Below are 18787 nucleotides of genomic sequence, written 5' to 3' on the forward strand. Positions count from 1 at the left end.
ACAGCCTTCAGCCCCGTTTTAATTTCATTTGACGTTTACGTAAACGTCATATACCTTAAACTCTTGTTTTAGATCTGCTGGCAGGGTCGCATTAGGCCCTAAAACCGCAAAAGATAATAAAAAGACTATAGAGACCCGTTTCATTGAGGAACCCATGACCGACCTGTCAATCGCCCAAAAACTGACCGAATACAAACCCGCCAACAAGGTACGCTTCGTCACCGCCGCCTCGCTGTTTGATGGCCACGATGCGTCCATTAACATCATGCGCCGCATCCTGATGGCGAATGGCGCGGAAGTGATCCACCTCGGGCATAACCGCTCGGTGGAAGAGATCGTTACCGCAGCCTTGCAGGAAGATGCGCAGGGGATAGCGATTTCCAGCTATCAGGGCGGCCATGTCGAATACTTCAAGTACATGATAGATCTGCTGAAGCAGCGCGGCGGCGAGCATATCAAGGTATTCGGCGGCGGCGGCGGCGTGATCGTACCGGACGAGATTGCCGATCTGCATGCGTATGGCGTCAGCCGTATTTTCAGCCCTGAAGACGGCCAGCGCCTCGGCCTGGTGGGCATGATACTGGCGATGATACAGGCCTGCGACGTGGATTTGTCCAGCTATGCGCCGACCAGCCTGTCCAGGCTGCAGGATGGCGATATCCTGGCCAAGCACCGGCCGCTGGCGCAACTGATTACCGCACTGGAAAACGACAAGGTATCGGCAGAGATGCGCCAGCAACTGCACCAGAAGGCCGATACCATCAATATCCCTACCTTCGGCATTACCGGCACCGGCGGCGCAGGTAAGTCTTCACTTACGGATGAGCTGATACGCCGCATCAGGCTGGACCAGGATGACCAGTTGAACATCGCGCTGATCTCCATCGATCCTTCGCGCCGCAAATCCGGCGGCGCCCTGCTGGGCGACCGCATACGCATGAATGCGATCAATCCGTGGAAGGGGCAGGTCAAGGTATTCATGCGTTCGCTGGCCACGCGCGAAGCGGGCTCAGAGATTTCGCAGGCACTGCCGGACGTGATCGCCGCTTGCAAGGTGGCCGGTTTTGATCTGGTGATTGTCGAAACCTCGGGCATAGGCCAGGGCGACGCCGCGATCGTGCCGCATGTGGATGTCAGCATGTATGTGATGACGCCTGAGTTCGGCGCCGCATCGCAACTGGAAAAAATCGACATGCTGGACTTTGCCGATTTTGTCGCGATCAACAAGTTCGACCGCAAGGGCGCGCAGGATGCCTTGCGCGACGTGGCCAAGCAATACCAGCGCAACCGTGAGCTGTGGAGCAAGAAACCGGATGAAATGCCGGTCTATGGTACCCAGGCTTCCCGCTTCAACGATGATGGCGTAACTGCGCTGTACCAGGGCATCCTGCCGGCGCTGGCCAAGCACGGCCTGCTTGCCAAGCCTGGCAAGTTGCCGGTAGTGGACGTCAAATTCTCCAGCGGCAAGAACGTGATCGTGCCTCCGGCCCGCAGCCGCTACCTGGCTGAAATCGCCGATACTGTGCGTCATTATCACAAGTTCACCGGCAAGCAAGTGGTGCTGGCACGCGAGCGCCAGCAACTGCAGGAAAGCAAGCGCATGCTGAGCAAGGCAGGCAAGAGCGCCGACTTTGACGAACTGATCGCAGAGCGCGACAGCCATATGGATGCCGGTTCCAAGAAATTGCTGACGATGTGGCCCGATATGCAGGCCGCCTACAGCGGCGATGAATACGTGGTCAAGATCCGCGACAAGGAAATCCGCACCCGCCTGACCCAGCAATCGCTGTCCGGCACCACGATACGCAAGGTGGCCTTGCCGCGTTTTGTCGATCACGGCGAAATCCTGCGCTGGCTGATGCTGGAAAACGTTCCCGGCTCCTTCCCGTTTACTGCGGGCGTCTTCGCATTCAAGCGCGAAGGTGAAGACCCTACCCGCATGTTTGCCGGCGAGGGTGACCCCTTCCGCACCAATAAGCGTTTCAAACTGGTATCGCAAGGCATGCCGGCCAAGCGACTGTCCACCGCGTTCGACTCGGTAACGCTGTATGGCGCCGATCCCGACCTGCGCCCGGATATCTACGGCAAGGTCGGCAATTCCGGCGTGTCGGTCGCGACGCTGGATGATATGAAGGTGTTGTACGACGGCTTCGATCTGTGCGATCCGGCCACCTCGGTGTCGATGACCATCAACGGCCCTGCGCCGACGATACTGGCCTTCTTCATGAATACCGCGATAGACCAGCAGATGGACAAGTTCCGCGCCGACAACAAGCGCGAGCCGACCGCCGATGAAGCCGCGAAAATCCGCGCCTGGGTCTTGCAGAACGTGCGCGGCACCGTGCAGGCCGACATCCTGAAAGAAGACCAGGGACAGAACACCTGCATCTTCTCGACCGAGTTTTCATTGAAGGTGATGGGCGATATCCAGGAATACTTCGTACATCACCAGGTGCGTAATTTCTACTCGGTATCGATCTCCGGCTACCATATTGCGGAAGCCGGTGCGAACCCGATTTCGCAACTGGCGTTCACCTTGTCGAATGGCTTCACCTTTGTCGAAGCCTACCTGGCGCGCGGCATGCATATCGATGATTTCGCGGCTAACCTGTCCTTCTTCTTCAGCAATGGCATGGACCCGGAATACACGGTGCTGGGCCGCGTGGCCCGCCGCATCTGGGCAGTGGCAATGCGTGACAAATACGCTGCCAACGACCGTAGCCAGAAACTGAAATACCATATTCAAACCAGCGGCCGTTCACTGCATGCGCAAGAGATAGATTTCAACGATATTCGCACGACCTTGCAGGCATTGATTGCGATTTATGACAACTGCAACAGCCTGCATACCAATGCGTATGACGAGGCGATCACCACCCCTACAGACGAATCGGTACGCCGCGCACTGGCAATCCAGTTGATCATCAACCGCGAATGGGGCCTGGCGAAGAATGAAAATCCTATCCAGGGCAGTTTCATCATCGAGGAATTGACCGATCTGGTGGAAGAAGCAGTGATGCAGGAATTTGAACGCATTGCCGAACGCGGCGGCGTACTGGGCGCGATGGAAACCGGCTACCAGCGCGGCAAGATCCAGGAAGAATCGATGCACTATGAACACCTGAAGCATGATGGCACCCTGCCTATCATCGGTGTGAATACCTTCCGCAATCCCAAGGCTGGAGAAACACCGCAGAAGATAGAGCTGGCACGTTCCACCGACGATGAAAAACAATCGCAACTGACACGCCTGGCCGATTTCCATGCGCGCCATGCCGATGTGGCGCCACAGGCTTTGGCTGCCTTGCAGCAAGCGGCGATCAATGATGAGAATGTATTTGCGAAATTGATGGATGCGGCGCGGGTTTGCTCGCTGGGGCAGATTACTACTGCCTTGTTTGAGGTGGGGGGGCAATATCGGAGGAATATGTAGCTTGCTTGGCTTGCAAGCCTTTTGCTTGCTGGCTGGCTAGATGTGATGATTTTTTAGATTGCTGGCCGGGGGTAGCCCGGCGGCTACTTACTTTCTTTGCCTCGCCAAAGAAAGTAAGCAAAGAAAGGCGACCGCAGACTTGCCCTCCGGGTGATGGCGCGTAGCGCCATCACATTTTGTGCGTTACAAAAAATGGGAAATGAACGAAACTCGCTTCCCTTGCAGGGCGCATATCCGCTTGCAAGCGGATACCGTTACGCAGGCACGGAGCACTGCTCCGTGAAACCCCTGCTACACCTCAGACAACGTTCATTTCTGATCCATTTTCTGTAAAGCACAAAATGCTGCGTCCCGAGCGGGGCACGTCAAAACCAACGTCAACAACAACCCCAATCAAGCCAACTTATTTCGCTGAGCAAGTTCTATTTGTTATTGGTGAATCTGGTTGCCGTTGCCTTTGAATTTGCTGTTGTTCTTGACCCTAAACCGCTCGGAGCCTCGCCGATTGTGAGGTACAGAAAATGGATCAGAAACAGGTGTGTTTGAGCGCAGCGAGTTTCGCCTGTTTCCCATTTTTTGTACCGCATAATCGGGTACCCCGAAGGGGCGAGGCTTGCGGTCGCCTTCTTTTGCTTCCTTTTCTTGGCGAGACAAGAAAAGGAAGTAGCCGCCGGGCTACCCCCGGCCAGCAATCTCAAAAGCAAGGCCACGACCCCAAGTAGAGAATATAATCCCCACCATCTAAAAAAACGGAACCCCCAATGGCAAAAATAAATTTCGATGAAGCGGTAAGCTGGGTAGCGCGAGCGGTAGTCGCGCACCCCCGACAATTGACGCAGGCTCTGGCCGAGCATTTCGGCGTGGGCCGCACTGCTGCCGCTACGGTCATTGCCAGGCTGGTGGAAGAGGGATATCTGGTTCGTAGCGGTACGGGTAGCGGCCAGGTGTTTGCCGCTGGCAAGCGCCGGTTGCTGGTGGATAGCTATAGCCTGCCTGGCATTGACGCCAAAGTGTTGTGGGAAACGGAGTTTGCTCCTTTCCTGAATCTGTCTGAAGAGGTGGCTGAGTTGGCGCGCAAGGGTTTTGTCTCTGTTGTGCACAATGCGAACCGTCATGCCAAGGCCAGCGGCTTGTATATTGTTGTAGAGCAGACTGCGCGTAGCCTGGAGATGCATTTTTCCGATAATGGCGTCGGTGTCTTCAAGAAGATTGCGCAAAAGCTCAAAACCAAGGATTTATCTTTGGCTGTGCAAGCAGTTGCCGACGGCAGTGCATCCAGCAAGCTGGTGCGCAAGGCGACTTCCAGCATGCATGCGCTGGCTTCCGCATTTTCCGATTTCTCGGTGGAAGCGAATGGCTTGCGTTTTCCTGCACCAAAGTCCAAAAGGAAGCTGGCTGTGGAAGAGGATTTTCCCGGGCTGGGGACTGCGGTCTTTATTAAGCTGGCGCTGAAGAAGAAAGCTTAGCGTCAGCTTACTCAGCGCTGTTAGTAGACGTCGCGCCTGTAGTTGCCTTCTTCCGCCATCTGTTCCAATTTTTCCTGGCCCAGGATCACGCCCAGCGCAGCGTGCACGCCGGCGGCCATGCCTTCCAGGCTGCCGCAGACATAGATGGCGGCGCCATCGGCTACCCACAGGCGCAGTCGTTCTGCCTGCTCGCTAAGCCTGTCCTGCACATAGACCCGATGTGCCTGGTCGCGGGAGAAGGCCAGATCCAGGTGTTGCAGCACGCCGCTGGCCAGCCAGGCTTCCAGTTCTTCGCGATGGAAATAGTCGTGTGCCGCATTGCGCTCGCCAAACAACAGCCAGTTTTGCATATGGCCGGCTTTTTCCCTGGCCCTGAGGTGCGCACGCAGTCCGGCCAGGCCGGTGCCGTTACCCACCAGTATCATCGGGCGGCCGTCTTCCGGCGCCTGGAAGCTGCGATTTTCCCTGACACGCAATGCGATGTCGCCTTGCAGCGGCGCATATTCGGTCAGCCAACCCGAGCCCAGCCCCAGATCGCCATTGTCCAGTTGCGTCTGGCGCACCAGCAATTCCAGCTTGCCATCCGCCGGGATGGAGGCGATCGAATATTCGCGGTGCGGCAGCGGTCTTAGCGCATCGGCCAATTGCTGCGCAGACTGGCCTTGCAGCACAGCGCCTTCCTGTTCTTTATGCGGCAACAGGCAAGTTGCCAGGTGATCCGTCAATGAAACTCGCTGTCCCGCGACGCTGACCGGCGCCAGCGGGTCTAGCTGCAGGCGGGTGATAAGCTCTTGCACTTTTTGCGGCGCATTGCGCGGGCCTATCTCGGCGATGTCGCCGGCTTGCCAGTTGCTACTGGTACCTTCGGGGCCAAGCAATGCTAGGTGGAAAGCCGGCGCACCTGCGCTGCCCGGGTTCAGCAGCTTGCGTTCTGCCAGTGTCCAGTTGGCATATGCCGGTGCGCTCCAGTCTGCCATGTCGGTGTGGCCGCTCAGTACGCCCAGATGATGCTGCCAGTGTCGCAGTGCGCCTTCATCACCATTATCCACTTTTATTGTATCGAACAATGTGCGCGCACCTTGGTGGCGCAGCCAGTGTTCCAGCCTGTGGCCGAAGGCGCAATACTGTTCATAGCTGCTGTCGCCCAATGCCATCACACCGTATTGCAAATGTGCCAGCGGCAGGGCCTGCCCCATCAGTTTGCGGGCAAAGCCTGCCGCGCTGTCCGGTGCATCCCCTTCTCCTGTCGTGCTGACGATGAACAGGATACGGCTTGCGGCATCCAGCATGGCTTTGTCCAGCTTTGCCAGTGACAGCAAGCGCACCGCCATGCCGCCGTCCTGCAAGGCCTGCGCAGTCTGCAAGGCGATTTGTTCTGCATAACCGGTCTGGCTGGCATAAACCACCAGCATCGCGTCCTGGCTGCTGCCTTCAGCAGTTGCCAGTTGCAGGCCGAGTTGCTGTTTATTCCTGGTTTTCAGATAAGTGACGAAACAAAATGCCAGGTAAGCCAGCACCAGCAATGCCGCCGTGAACATGCGGCCATTCTGGCTATCCAGCAAGTGGCTGCGGCTGATGCTGTATGTGGAAATCGCCGCCAATGCCAGGCTGGCAATCCACAGGTTTTTGGTCAGCAGCGATTTCATCGTGGTATCTCTTAATGATGTCTTTTGAAGTTGTAAACTAATCCAGCATTGCTTCAAATGCCGGACTCATGCATTCTTCAAAGCCTTGTGCGGTGCGGCTGACAAAATATGCCGCGATATTCTGGCTGCGCGCATAGTCCATTCCCTCTTGCACACCGAGCACGGTAAGCGCGGTGGACAGGCCATCGGCGATCATGCAACTGGTGTGCAATACTGTGACCGAGGCCAGCGCATGCTCTACCGGGTAGCCGGTGCGGGGGTCTATCGTGTGCGAATAGCGCCTGCCCTTGTGTTCGAAAAATCGGCGGTAGTCTCCTGACGTCGCCACGGACATTTCATGCAGTGCGATCAGGTTTTTTTGTGGCGATCCGTCATGTGTTGCAGCGCTGCTCAGAGGCAAAGGCTGTTCCAGTTCTACCCACCATGGGTCATTGTCCGGCTTGCAGCCATAGCCCCGCAATTCACCGCCGACCTCGACCAGGTAGCTTTGCACGCCTTGCTCCTGCAAGTATTGCGCAACATGGTCCACGCCGAAGCCCTTGGCGATCGAAGACAAGTCTATATACACGCCGCCGGGCTGCAAGGCGCGCTGTTCCAGGCGGTCCAGTTTGACCTCCCGCCATCCCCTGGCGGCGCGGGCATGGTCGATTGCAGCAGCAGCGGGGGCCTGGTCATGCCTGCCGCCGGGGCCGAAGCCCCACAGGTTGACCAGCGGGCCTACGCCGGGGTCGTAAGCGCCGTTGCTTTGCTGCGCGATATATAGCGCATAATCCAGCACCTTGAAAAATTCCGGTGGCAATGCATGCCAGCTGCCGGCTTCGGCGCGGTTGAAGCGGCTCAGCGTAGAGCTGTCCAGCCAGGTGCTCATCTGTTCGACCACGCTGTCCAAGCGCTGCTGTATGCCTGCATGCAGTTGCTCCAGCGCCAGGTGATCCGGACGCACGAGCTTGACCGACCAGGTCGTTCCCATGCTGTTACCCGCCAGGCTGTCTATCGTTGCAGATGGCGGGATGGATGGCGGTTGTGCCATCGTCAATGGGATCAGGACGCGATTCATTCAGGCCGGGGAAGAGTCATTTGGTGATATGGCGGACGGCAAGTCTTGCCATCCGCCCGTGCTGCACAAGATACTTGAGCCGCTTATTGCGGCAATACTTCCAGTGTCGCGACATAGCTGGCGCGGCGCTCCTTGGCCGGTTTGGCAGCCTTGTCGTCTTTCAGCGAGGCTTCCAGCCAGTACATGCCGGCGGTAGGCCAGGTAACGCTGAATTTGCCATCTAGGTCAGTCGTTGCCGAAATTTCGTTCAGCTTGTTGCGGTAGCGTATGCCGCCGCTGATCACGCTGACTTTGACATTGGCGGCCGGTTTGCCGTCTATCATCAGGCGGAAGCTGGCAGCCTCGCCGACGAACAGATCTGTCGGTGCGGTTATTGTTTGCATTTCCAGGCCGGAACCGGTGATGGACAAGGCCTTGCCGCCCGGTTTACCGGCAGTGACAAAGGTTTCTACACGGCCGCTGCTTTGCGTGACCTGCAAGTCTTCCGCATTGGCAGGCACATCTTTCGCAAATGTTTCTGCCGTGCCGCGCCAGCGTTTGGTCTGGCCGTTTTCCTTGTAGCTGGCAAACATCGCATTGTTGACGATGCCCAGCTTGTAGGTGCCGCCCTGCGACAGCTGCACGTCGAAGGTGCTGCGGTATTTGCCGGTGCTGGCGTTTTCCGCCTTGGCTTGGGTGCCATCAGGCGCAGTGATGACCAGATTATCCAGTTTCAAAGGCTGGTGGTCGGCGAAGAAAACATCGGTGGATACCGCTGCATCGACGGTGACCCAGGCTTTTTCTGCCGGCAGTGAAGTACCGGAAGGCAGCAGCCACATGCGGTGCGCGCTGGCGCTCAATGGCGTAAATGCCGCAGCAATGGCGGCGACGGTAGCTGTCAGCGTGACTGCCCGTTTGAATGTACCGGATAGTGTCATGGCGTTCTCCTTTATTGTTATCGATATCAGGACTTGATGTTCAGGGATACCAGGCCCAGCTCATCGCCGCCCTGTACTTTAACGTTCTGTTCGCCCTTGGCTTGCCATTTGAACGGTACCTTGACGACTTCACGGCCGCCGCCTTCGCGCGCAGCTTCCACCACCAATTGGTAGTCGCCTGCAGGCAGATTGGCCAGCACGCCTTTATCGGAAGAGAAGCTCAATTGATGTTCGCCGACCGGACGCGTTGCGCCGCTGACGCCATCCACCGGCATTTGCAGTTCGCGGCCGCTGCGGCGCCACCATTGGCGGAGATCCTTCAGCCACTTATTGCCTTCGTTGTCCTTTTTCTTCATGTCATACCAGACCGCCAGATTGCCTGCGACGCTTTGGTCCGGTTTTTCTATCCAGATGGCGACGTAAGGGCGGTGGTATTCGGCCACATTCAGACGCGGCACTTCGACTTTCAGATTCAGATCGGTAGCCATGACTGGAGCGACCAGGCCGGTCAGGGCAACGGAGAGCAATACACGCATGTTAAACCTCAGTAGTAATGATAGAAAAATTTGGACAGACAGGGCAAATTACAAAAACAGATGCGAGAAAAACAGGATGCTAATGAATCAAGACAATCGCCAGCAACAAGGGCACCAGCAGACCGAAGCCGACGATGGGCCAGGTAGTGGGGCGGTTGCCGGAATGCAGTTGCAGCAAGAACAGACCGGTAATGCAAAAAACCAGGCAGGCGCCGGCAAAAATATCGATGAACCAGGGCCATGCGGCGCCGGTATTGCGGCCTTTGTGCAAATCATTGAAATAAGAGACCCAGCCGCGGTCGGTCAATTCGTATTCCAGGTCGCCGCTTTCCAGGTCTACCCTGAGCCAGGCGTCGCCGCCCGGACGCGGCAGCGATACATACACTTCTTCCTTGGACCATTCCGCCGCCTGCTCGCCAACGCTGATCGACAGTTGCTTGCCCAGCCAATCGCGCACAGGCAAGGGCAGCGGATCTTTGGCGCCATGCTTTTGCGCCTGCTGCAGGCTGGCCAGCTGCGACACCAAAGCTTCTGGTACCTGCGCCGTCTTCTTGGTGACTTGCGGATGCGCCTCGATCTGTGCCGAATGATTCAGCGTAATACCGGTGGCGGCAAACAGCAGCATGGCGATGATGCACAGCGCAGAGCTGATCCAATGCCACTGGTGCAAATGCTTCAGCCAGAATGAGCGGCGTTGCTGATTGGATTGTTTGGTGATGGCTATTTCGCTCATGGGAGTCTGGACATGCCTGCGGCAGGCGTCTTGGGGCCTTGGCGCCGCTCAATTGTAAATGATAATAATTCTCATTATATATCATTTATTTGCAGGAAATAAACCCGTATAAATACGCACTAGTAGAAGATTTGTAACGTTCTTTGCCAGAACGACCCGGATTGTAAAGATACTGTCCGCGAGGAAAGGGGCTAAAGATTGTGCCGGCCGAGCATGAGGAAACCCCCTGGCCCGTTCACCTAGTACACCGTGAAGGCAAAAAGCGGTTCGTCTAAGGTGCGTACTGCATCGATATGGTCGCAGAGAAGTTGCGGGCCAATAAGCAGCTTAATAAGCAGCTCAATTAGAGCTCGCTTTTTCTCATCATGCGCGGCGCGAAACAGAGTATTGCGCCCTACATCATTCCTGTCTTAACTGAGCGTCATTACTATGGATTTGTCTGCAGTAAATGCGGCAAGTAAGAAAAACCTGTCCATTCTGTTTCGAAAAAAAGGAAGTGTCGGCAGCGCAGGAAGCAATCCGGGCTGTTCACTTCGAATTGTTACTCTTGTCCTGCTTCAGTGAAATTGCAGCGGACTTTACGGAGAATATTATGAATCTGAATAAAATAAACAGTCTTGCCAAGTTTGTTGCAGCGTTGTCGCTGGCGTTGGCAGCAACAAATTCAATTGCCGCGGCAACGCCAATTGTTTACCGTACTGTAACGGTCGATGGCCAGCAGATCGCCTATCGCGAAGCCGGCTCGCAGAACCAGCCTACCTTGCTGTTACTGCATGGGGTACCCAGCTCATCGAGAATGTACGATGGTCTGATGCGCCAGCTAGGGCGCAAGTATCACCTGATCGCTCCTGATTATCCTGGTTTCGGCAATAGTAGCGCATCTGACCCGGAGCAGTTCTCCTACACCTTTGATCATCTCGCTGAAGTTATGCAAAAGTTTGCGGATACAGTGGGTGTTCAACAATACGTATTGTTCATGCAGGACTACGGTGCGCCAGTAGGCATGCGCATGGCCCTGGCCAGACCTGGCGCAGTACAAGGCCTCATCTTCCAGAACGGTAATGTCTATGACGAAGGCCTGGGGGCAATGTGGGCCAAGCGCAAAGCTTTTTGGGCGGACCGCGCTGCGCATGAGAAAGAGGTTATCGAGGCTCAGCAATCGCTGGCGGTGACGAAAATGCGCCATCTGGGCGATGATCCTGATACAGAGGCCTACGATCCCGATCTGTGGATGGACGAATATGCGTACCTAAATCGCCCTGGACAGGGAAAAATTCAGGCTGCGCTGATTTATGACTATCAAAACAATCTGGCTTCTTATCCGGTGTGGCAAAGATGGCTGAGGGAACATCAATTGCCGACATTGGTTTTATGGGGCAAGCATGACCTGGCTTTCACTGTCCCTGGTGCTGTCGCTTTTCGTAAAGATAACCCGGCTGCTCAAATTGAAATTCTGGACGGCGGTCACTTCGTGATGGATACGCGATTGAGTGAAGTGGTGACAATCACTGATCAGTTCATGCACAAGCATCAAGCCCGGTTTTCCAAGGACTCACGTCGATAAATGGGCTTGGGGCATGTGTATAGTCTCATAATGGCAGGAAAAGATGCCGCTCAGGGCTTGTGAGCCTGACCGAAACGGACTCAAATGCTGTTCCATGATTTTCCATTGCCCTATCTCTCAGGCCCTATTCGCCAGAAGAGTTGCCGGTTCGGGGTTGCGCTGTAGCCAGCCGGCGACCTGGTCGCCCGGCATAGGGCGGGCGTACCAATAGCCCTGAGCCTCGTCGCAGCCCATTTCCGCCAGGATCTTCGCTTGCGATGCGTCTTCCACCCCTTCAGCGATGACTTTCAAGCGCAGGCTATGCGCCATCGACACGATGGCCAGGGCGATTGCGCGGCTGTCGGCATCTTCCGTCAGGTTCAACACAAAGGACTTGTCGATTTTCAGCGTATCTATGGGGAAGCGCTTCAGGTAGGCCAGACTGGAATAGCCGGTGCCGAAATCATCGATGGACAGCGTGACGCCGATTTCCTTCAACTGGTGCAGTTGCAGCAGTACCGATCCCACATTTTCCAGCAGCAGGCTTTCAGTCAATTCCAGTTCCAGGTATTTGGCCTCCAGCTTGCTGGCCTGTAGCGCCTGCTTGACGATGCTGACGATATTGGCCTGGCGTATCTGCACCGCCGACAGATTGACGGCGACCATCGCATGTGTAATGCCGCGGGTTTGCCATTCCTTGGCCTGGCGGCAGGCTTCGTTCAGCACCCAGGTGCCTATGGGGACAATCAAACCGTTGATTTCGGCAATGGGAATAAATTCCAGAGGTGGAATTAAGCCGCGCACAGGATGCTGCCAGCGTAGCAAGGCTTCAAAGCCCAGCAATTTGCCGCTGCGCAAGTCGAATTGCGGCTGGTAATGCAGCCTGAACTGGTTGTCTGCCAATGCGCTGCGCAGCGCGACTTCCAGCTCCAGCCGGTTGTGCGCATTGGTATTCATTTCCTGCGTAAAGAATTGGAAATTATTTCGTCCCGCGCCCTTGGCGCGGAACAGTGCGATATCGGAATTCTTTAATAGCGCCTCGAAATCATCGGCATCTGCCGGGTAGCAGCTGATGCCTATGCTGACGCCCACCACCAGCGAGTGGTTGCCTGCTTCTATCGGCGCGGCCAGGGTTTCTATGATTTTTTGCGCCAGTTGTGCGGCACCCTTGGCATCGGTATTGGTCAGCAAGATGCTGAATTCGTCGCCGCCGTAGCGTGCCACGGTATCCACTTCGCGGATCAGGTATTTGAGCCGGCTGGCAACGGTTTGCAGGACCTGGTCGCCTACCGAGTGCCCGAGCGAATCGTTGATGGTCTTGAAATGATCCAGATCCAGGAACATCATCGCCACTTCGGTTTGATCGCGCCGGGCCGCAGCGAGTGCATGCACTGCCCTGTCGCGCAGCAGGGTACGGTTGGGCAGCGTGGACAGTGCGTCGAAGTAGGCCATGTACTGGATGCGCTCCTCCGCCTCCTTGTACTGGGTCAGGTCGGTGATAATGCTGACGTAATGCGAGGTCAGGCCGCTATCGTCGCCTACCGCACTGATGGAAAGACGGACCGGATAGGTGGAACCGTCCTTGCGCCTGTTGTTCAGCTCACCATTCCAGTGGCGGTTTTTCCTGAGGTCTTTCCACAGATCGCTGAAATAGCCTACGTCGTGCTGGTCTGCTCGCAAAATACTGGCGTTGACGCCGCTGATTTCTTCCGCGGTGTAGCCGGTGGACCTGCAAAATGCGGAGTTGGCGGTAATGATATTAGCCTGCGCATCGGTAATGATGATCGCCTCATGGCTGCTTTCAAAGACCTGGGCCGCCAGCCGCATCTGCTCTTCATTGTTTTTCAGCGTGGTGATTTCCACGATAACGCCGCACATGCGGGTAGGCTTGCCCTGTGCATCATATAAATATCGGCCCCGGCCGGCGATCCAGTGCAGGCTGCCATCGGGCCAGATGACGCGGAAATCCTTGCTGTAGTCGGAATGCTGGTCGCGCGCTATCTCGGACGCAGCTTCGAGTCCATCGATGTCATTGGGATGCACGCGCTTGCGGAAGCTTTCATAGCGGCCGTCGAAGTCTTCTGGCTCCATGCCGAACAGGGCTGCGTGGCGGTCGCTCCAGATGATCACGCCGCTCAGCAAATCCCAGTCCCAGATACCGGCTTCTTCTACTTCCAGTGCCAGCGTCAGGCGCTGTTCATTCTGCGTAGCGCGAAAAGAAGCAGCTTCCAGCTGGGCGATCTTGTGCTCCAGTTTCTGGATCAGCACTGCATTGTATTCTTTCAGTATCGTCGCTTCGTCAGACTTGAAGCGGGACACCGCCGGCGGCTGCCTGAGGCGCAGCAGTTCAGTAATCAATTGCAGCAAATCGTCGGGGTCTGCCGGCTTGGTAATGAAGGCGTCTGCGCCCAGGCCCAGCGCATAGGCTTCGTCCTTGGAGTCGGTATAGGTCGCGGTGTAAAAGGCCAGCGGAATATGGCGTAGCGTGTGGTCGGTTTTCCATTCGCGGCATAGGCGGAAGCCGTCCATCACCGGCATCAGGATGTCGGTGATGATCAGGTCCGGCGGAGTTTGCCTTGCCGTCAGCAACGCTTCTGCGCCTTCGGCGGCAACGTCCACCAGATAGCCGTGCCCTTCCAGCAGCGACTGTAGCAAATAACGGTTTTCTTCCCGGTCGTCAACGATCAATATTCTTGGCATGCCGCAGTTTCCTGTTTCCTTACGCTACGCTTTACCTGGTGTTGTTCGAATGCTTCTATCTTACGGCGTATTGATCAATAATCTTTATGGTGTTGCAATGCCGTGGCGCGGCAGGATCACGGTAAAAATGCTGCCTTGGCCCACCACACTCTCCACGCTGATCTGCCCACCCATCAGGGCCAGCAGGCGCTGGCTGATCGCCAACCCCAGGCCGGTACCCTCATGCGGCTTGTTTACCCTGTCTTCAATTTGCCGGAAAGGCTGGAATAGTGCAGGCATGTCTTCCGGCCGGATGCCCATGCCGGTATCCTGGATCTGCACCCGCATGATCTGTTGCGGCACGCTGTCTTCATCCTGCGCATAGTCGTCCACCATTTCGGCAGTCAGCGTGATTTGTCCTTTTTCGGTAAATTTGACCGCATTGCTGAGCAAATTGATCAGTATCTGTTCCAGCCGCCTTTTATCCGATACGATTTCGCCCAGATCGCCGCCTATCTTTGTTGTCAGCGTTAATCCTTTTTTCTCGGCCAACGGGGCGACCAGGCTTACCGAGCGTGTCAGCGATTCGGCGATAGGGAAGGGCACTTGCAGTACCTGCAACTGGCCGGCTTCTACCTTGGAGATGTCCAGCACGTCGTTGACTAGCGCTAGAAGATGGCGGGAGCTTTCCCTTACCATGCCCAGCTGTTTTTTCTGCTCGGTATTCAAGGGGCCGGCCAGCTCCTGGAACAGGATGCCGGAAAAGCCGATGATGGAATTCAACGGGGTGCGCAACTCATGCGACATGGTGGCCAGGAAAGAAGACTTGATGCGGTCCGATTGCTGCGCCCGGGCGCTGGCAGCTAGCAGGTCTTCATTGCTCTTGCGCAGGGCTTCATCAGTGATGCTGCGGTGTATCAGGTCGCGCCGGATCACAAAGAAGGACCCCAAGGTAATCAGCAGGCCAAGAATGATGCAGGCGGCAATCGCTAGCCTGGCCTGTTTTCTGGAAGCCTCCATTCTGGTCGTCGCGAGTTCCAGCGAGCTGCGTTCGCCTTGCTGTAGGGTATTGATCGCCTGCCTGATCTGCTCATGCAACACCAGGCCCTTGCCAGCCAGATAGCTATCCCTGGCCGCGTCCAATCCCTGCTCGCGCTTGAGCTGCAAGACTTTTGCCAGGCCGGCACGCCTGTCATCCAGCAGGGATTTCAGGGTTTTAAGCTGTTGCAGTTGGGCCGGATTATCGCTGGTGAGTATGCGCAGATTGTCGTAACGGTTATCTACGTCGTTCAGGTCGTTCTGATACGGACCCAGATAAGCGATATCGCCGGTGATCACATAACCGCGCACGCCGGTTTCGCCATCGGTGACGACATAACGCAGCGATTCCAGCGCAGCGATCACATGGTGCGAATGGTCGACCTGGATCGCATCGGTGGTTTGCTGGTCGTTGGAACGCCAGGCCGTATACCCGAGCAGGCCCAGGGTGAGCAGACCCAGGGCAAAACTGATGTCTATCTTGGTTTGTAGCGTTAATTTCACACTAGTCACCTACCGATATAAGCGCGCTGAGCAGGCCTCGCTGATGGCGGCAGATGCGGCCGTGCAGCTAAGGGGGACTGTTGCAACCTTCCCCTACCTGGGGCTTGGTACGAAGCAGGTAAGGGAGGCAGGTCCTTTGGTGCTTATTTATTGCTCAATAAGCTAATAAATCATATCACGCAAGCGCAACATACATGCTATTTTATTAATTAGCTGAAGACGCCAGACTTGATTCATTATATTTCCATGTGGAAATAGTGCAAGCAGCCAATTGCTCAATTGGCTGTCGGCAATATCCTACTTCAGGCGGTTGCTGGGTCAGGCAGCCTGTTCGGTATGTTCGGTCAATGCCCTGGAGATATCTTCCCTTGCTAGTTCCGGTGCGAACTGCAGGATGAAATCATAGGTGTATGCCCGCAGATAGGCACCACGCCTTACCGCCAGCCGCGTGACATTGGCTGCAAACAAATGGCTGGCTTCTATGGTTTTCAGACCATGATCGCGATGAGACTCTATTGCCATCGATGCCACCAGGCCCACGCCCAGGCCCAGCGATACATACTGCTGGATCACGTCGGAGTCCATCGCTGTCAGCACGATGTCGGTGCTGATCCCAGCCTGCTTGAAGGCCGCGTCGATATGGCCGCGCCCGGTGAAGCCGACATCGTAGGTGATCAGCGGATAGGCGGCCAGGTCGGCCAGTTCCACCCTGTCCTTGTCCAGCAGAGGATGGCCATCCTGTACCACGATCACATGGTTCCACTGGTAGCAGGGGAAGGAAACCAGGTCCTTGAACTGGCTCAGGCCCTCGGTGGCGATGCCTATATCTGCCTTGCCCGACAACACCCATTCTGCGATGTGTTCCGGCGAGCTTTGCTGCAAGGCTATGCGCACTTCCGGGAAGGCGCTACGAAAAGCTTGCACGACCTTTGGCAATACATAGCGTGCCTGGGTGTGAGTGGTTGCTATCGTCAGCGTGCCGCGGGTCTGGTCGGAGTAGTCATTGCCGGCCTGTTGCAGATTTTCCGCTTCCAGCAGCAGGCGGTCTATGATTTGCAATATGCCCTTGCCTGGCTCGGTCAGGCCGGTCAACCGTTTGCCGTTGCGCTCGAAGATATCCACACCCAGCTCTTCTTCCAGTTCGCGTATCTGGCGGCTGACGCCGGGTTGCGAAGTGAACAGCACGTTCGCTACTTCGGTCAGGTTGAAGCCGCAGCGGGCGGCTTCGCGTATGGATCTCAATTGTTGAAAGTTCATGGCAGTCTTCTTGTTGTGCTTGTTGTTGTGCTTACTTATGTACTTACTTGCGTGATTACTACTGTGCTTGTTGATCGACAAAGACATGCAGGCGCTTGGGCCGCACGACCAGCGCCTCGCCCACTTTCAGTTTCAGGTGGGCATAGCGCTCGCTGGAAATCATCGCTTCTATCAGGTCGGCATTGTCGTCCCGCTCCAGTTCCAGTTGCGCCAGCGGACCTATGCTGTGTACGCGCTTCAGTTGCACCAGCAAGCCTTCTGCGCCGGGCGAATAGCGATCCACTTCCAGTTCATGCGGGCGCACATAGCCTATGCCGGTCGCATCGCGGGTTTCTGCGTGGCCGGGAGCCTGGAATGCTACGCCGCCTGCATCCAGGATGCCTTCATGCACGCGGCCGTGGAACAGGTTCACATTGCCGAGGAAACCGTAGACGAACGGCGACGCCGGATGCTGGTAGACCTCGGACGGCGAACCTATCTGCTCGACCTTGCCCTGGTTCATGACCACGATCTGGTCGGCGACTTCCAGTGCTTCTTCCTGGTCATGCGTGACGAAGATGCTGGTCACATGCAATTCATCATGCAGCCTGCGCAGCCAGCGGCGCAATTCCTTGCGCACCTTGGCGTCCAGCGCGCCGAAAGGTTCGTCCAGCAGCAGCACGCGCGGCTCCACCGCCAGTGCGCGGGCCAGCGCAATACGCTGGCGCTGGCCACCGGACAATTGCGGCGGATAGCGGTCTGCCAGCCAGTCCAGTTGCACCAGTTCCAGCAGCTTGGTGACCTTGTCGCGTATCTGCTCTTCGGAAGGACGTATGGCGCGCGGCTTGACCCTGAGGCCGAACGCGATGTTCTCGAAGATCGTCATATGCTTGAACAGCGCATAGTGCTGGAATACAAAACCGACCTGGCGCTCGCGCACATGCTGCGCCGACGCGTCTTGCCCATCCAGCAGCACCTGGCCGCTATCCGCATGTTCCAGGCCGGCGATGATGCGCAGCAGCGTGGTCTTGCCGCAGCCGGAAGGACCCAGCAAGGCGGTGAGTTCCCCGCTGGGGAAATCCAGCGATACATTATCCAGAGCGGCGAAACTGCCGAAGCGCTTGTGGAGTTGGTTGACTGCGATGCTCATGATGTGTCGCCTTATTCCTGGGGTATCTGTTTACTGTGGATCTGGTGAGTGCGCCACTCCACTAGGGCCTTCAGGGCCAGCGTCAGCAAGGCCAGCAAGGTCAGCAGCGATGCGACTGCAAAGGCTGCGGTGAAGTTGTATTCGTTATAGAGAATCTCTACCTGCAAGGGCAGCGTATTGGTTTCGCCGCGGATATGGCCGGACACCACCGATACCGCGCCGAATTCGCCCATGGCCCTGGCGTTGCACAGAATCACGCCATACAGCAGGCCCCATTTCACATTAGGCAGGGTCACGTGCCAGAAAGTACGCCAGCCGGATGCGCCCAGCACCAGCGCGGCTTCTTCCTCTTCGCTGCCTTGCGATTCCATCAGCGGTATCAGTTCGCGCGCGACGAACGGGAAGGTGACGAAAATAGTAGCCAGTACAATGCCAGGCACCGCGAACAGGATCTTTATTTCATGGTTGCGCAGCCATTCGCCAAACCAGCCCTGCGCGCCGAACAGCAATACATAGATCAGGCCGGAAATGACCGGCGATACCGAGAAGGGCAGGTCAATCAACGTCAATAGCACGCTCTTGCCGCGGAAATCGAACTTGGCGATGGTCCAGGCTGCAGCGACGCCGAATACCAGGTTTAGCGGCACCGCGATGCCGGCGGCGATCAGCGTAAGGCGTATTGCGGACAGGGCATCGTCTTCCGTGATGGCGGCAAGATACACATGCCAGCCTTTCTTGAAGGCTTCTGCAAAGACGGCGGCCAGCGGCACGAACAGGAATAACGTCAAAAAGGCCAGGCCTATCGTGACCAGCACCACGCGCACCCACAGCGGTTCCATCGTTGCCGCC

Annotated in this window: 13 protein-coding genes; 3 read left to right on the top strand and 10 right to left on the bottom strand. The window is 56.5% G+C overall.

What is annotated here, in order from left to right:
• Positions 1 to 154: 154 nt before the first annotated feature.
• Both icmF and IEW12_RS25610 read left to right on the top strand, forming a co-directional pair.
• Positions 155 to 3433, top strand: a complete 3279-nt coding sequence (gene icmF, locus IEW12_RS25605) for a fused isobutyryl-CoA mutase/GTPase IcmF (protein ID WP_188568986.1) — start codon at positions 155 to 157, stop codon at positions 3431 to 3433.
• A 761-nt stretch (positions 3434 to 4194) separates the two neighbouring features.
• Complete coding sequence (locus tag IEW12_RS25610) at positions 4195 to 4899, top strand: hypothetical protein (protein WP_188568987.1); 705 nt, start codon at positions 4195 to 4197, stop codon at positions 4897 to 4899.
• 20 nt (positions 4900 to 4919) lie between these two features.
• Here the strand turns inward: IEW12_RS25610 and IEW12_RS25615 are convergent, their stop codons facing one another.
• The 5 genes from IEW12_RS25615 to IEW12_RS25635 all read right to left on the bottom strand — a co-directional run bounded on the left by IEW12_RS25615 (position 4920) and on the right by IEW12_RS25635 (position 9788).
• Positions 4920 to 6545: a sulfite reductase subunit alpha gene (locus tag IEW12_RS25615; protein ID WP_188568988.1), complete on the bottom strand. Its 1626-nt coding sequence runs from the start codon at positions 6543 to 6545 to the stop codon at positions 4920 to 4922.
• A 37-nt stretch (positions 6546 to 6582) separates the two neighbouring features.
• Positions 6583 to 7602 (bottom strand): FAD:protein FMN transferase, encoded by a 1020-nt coding sequence (locus tag IEW12_RS25620; protein ID WP_188568989.1) that lies wholly within the window; start codon positions 7600 to 7602, stop codon positions 6583 to 6585.
• Between the two features lie 83 nt (positions 7603 to 7685).
• Positions 7686 to 8519, bottom strand: a complete 834-nt coding sequence (locus tag IEW12_RS25625; protein WP_188568990.1) for a DUF4198 domain-containing protein — start codon at positions 8517 to 8519, stop codon at positions 7686 to 7688.
• 26 nt (positions 8520 to 8545) lie between these two features.
• Complete coding sequence (locus IEW12_RS25630; RefSeq protein ID WP_188568991.1) at positions 8546 to 9055, bottom strand: DUF2271 domain-containing protein; 510 nt, start codon at positions 9053 to 9055, stop codon at positions 8546 to 8548.
• Positions 9056 to 9134: 79 nt separating this feature from the next.
• Positions 9135 to 9788: a PepSY-associated TM helix domain-containing protein gene (locus tag IEW12_RS25635; protein ID WP_188568992.1), complete on the bottom strand. Its 654-nt coding sequence runs from the start codon at positions 9786 to 9788 to the stop codon at positions 9135 to 9137.
• A gap of 592 nt (positions 9789 to 10380) precedes the next feature.
• On the opposite strand from IEW12_RS25635, the gene IEW12_RS25640 reads away from it, so the two are divergent.
• Complete coding sequence (locus tag IEW12_RS25640; protein WP_188568993.1) at positions 10381 to 11352, top strand: alpha/beta fold hydrolase; 972 nt, start codon at positions 10381 to 10383, stop codon at positions 11350 to 11352.
• A 117-nt stretch (positions 11353 to 11469) separates the two neighbouring features.
• On the opposite strand, the gene IEW12_RS25645 is transcribed toward IEW12_RS25640, so the two are convergent.
• The 5 genes from IEW12_RS25645 to cysW all read right to left on the bottom strand — a co-directional run bounded on the left by IEW12_RS25645 (position 11470) and on the right by cysW (position 18777).
• Entirely contained in the window at positions 11470 to 14031 is a 2562-nt protein-coding gene (locus IEW12_RS25645) for a two-component system response regulator (protein WP_188568994.1), read from the bottom strand.
• An 84-nt stretch (positions 14032 to 14115) separates the two neighbouring features.
• Positions 14116 to 15552: a sensor histidine kinase gene (locus tag IEW12_RS25650; protein WP_188568995.1), complete on the bottom strand. Its 1437-nt coding sequence runs from the start codon at positions 15550 to 15552 to the stop codon at positions 14116 to 14118.
• Between the two features lie 318 nt (positions 15553 to 15870).
• A complete protein-coding gene (locus IEW12_RS25655) occupies positions 15871 to 16809 on the bottom strand; it encodes a CysB family HTH-type transcriptional regulator (RefSeq protein ID WP_188568996.1) in 939 nt (312 codons plus the stop codon).
• A gap of 58 nt (positions 16810 to 16867) precedes the next feature.
• Entirely contained in the window at positions 16868 to 17938 is a 1071-nt protein-coding gene (locus IEW12_RS25660) for a sulfate/molybdate ABC transporter ATP-binding protein (RefSeq protein WP_188568997.1), read from the bottom strand.
• Between the two features lie 11 nt (positions 17939 to 17949).
• The gene (gene cysW / locus IEW12_RS25665) at positions 17950 to 18777 is read right to left on the bottom strand and encodes a sulfate ABC transporter permease subunit CysW (protein ID WP_371874585.1); all 828 of its coding nucleotides are present in this window, start codon (positions 18775 to 18777) and stop codon (positions 17950 to 17952) included.
• Between the last annotated feature and the right edge of the window lie 10 nt (positions 18778 to 18787).

This window comes from Parundibacterium terreum, assembly GCF_014636315.1.
In the GTDB taxonomy this organism is placed as follows: Bacteria; Pseudomonadota; Gammaproteobacteria; order Burkholderiales; family Burkholderiaceae_D; genus Undibacterium; species Undibacterium terreum.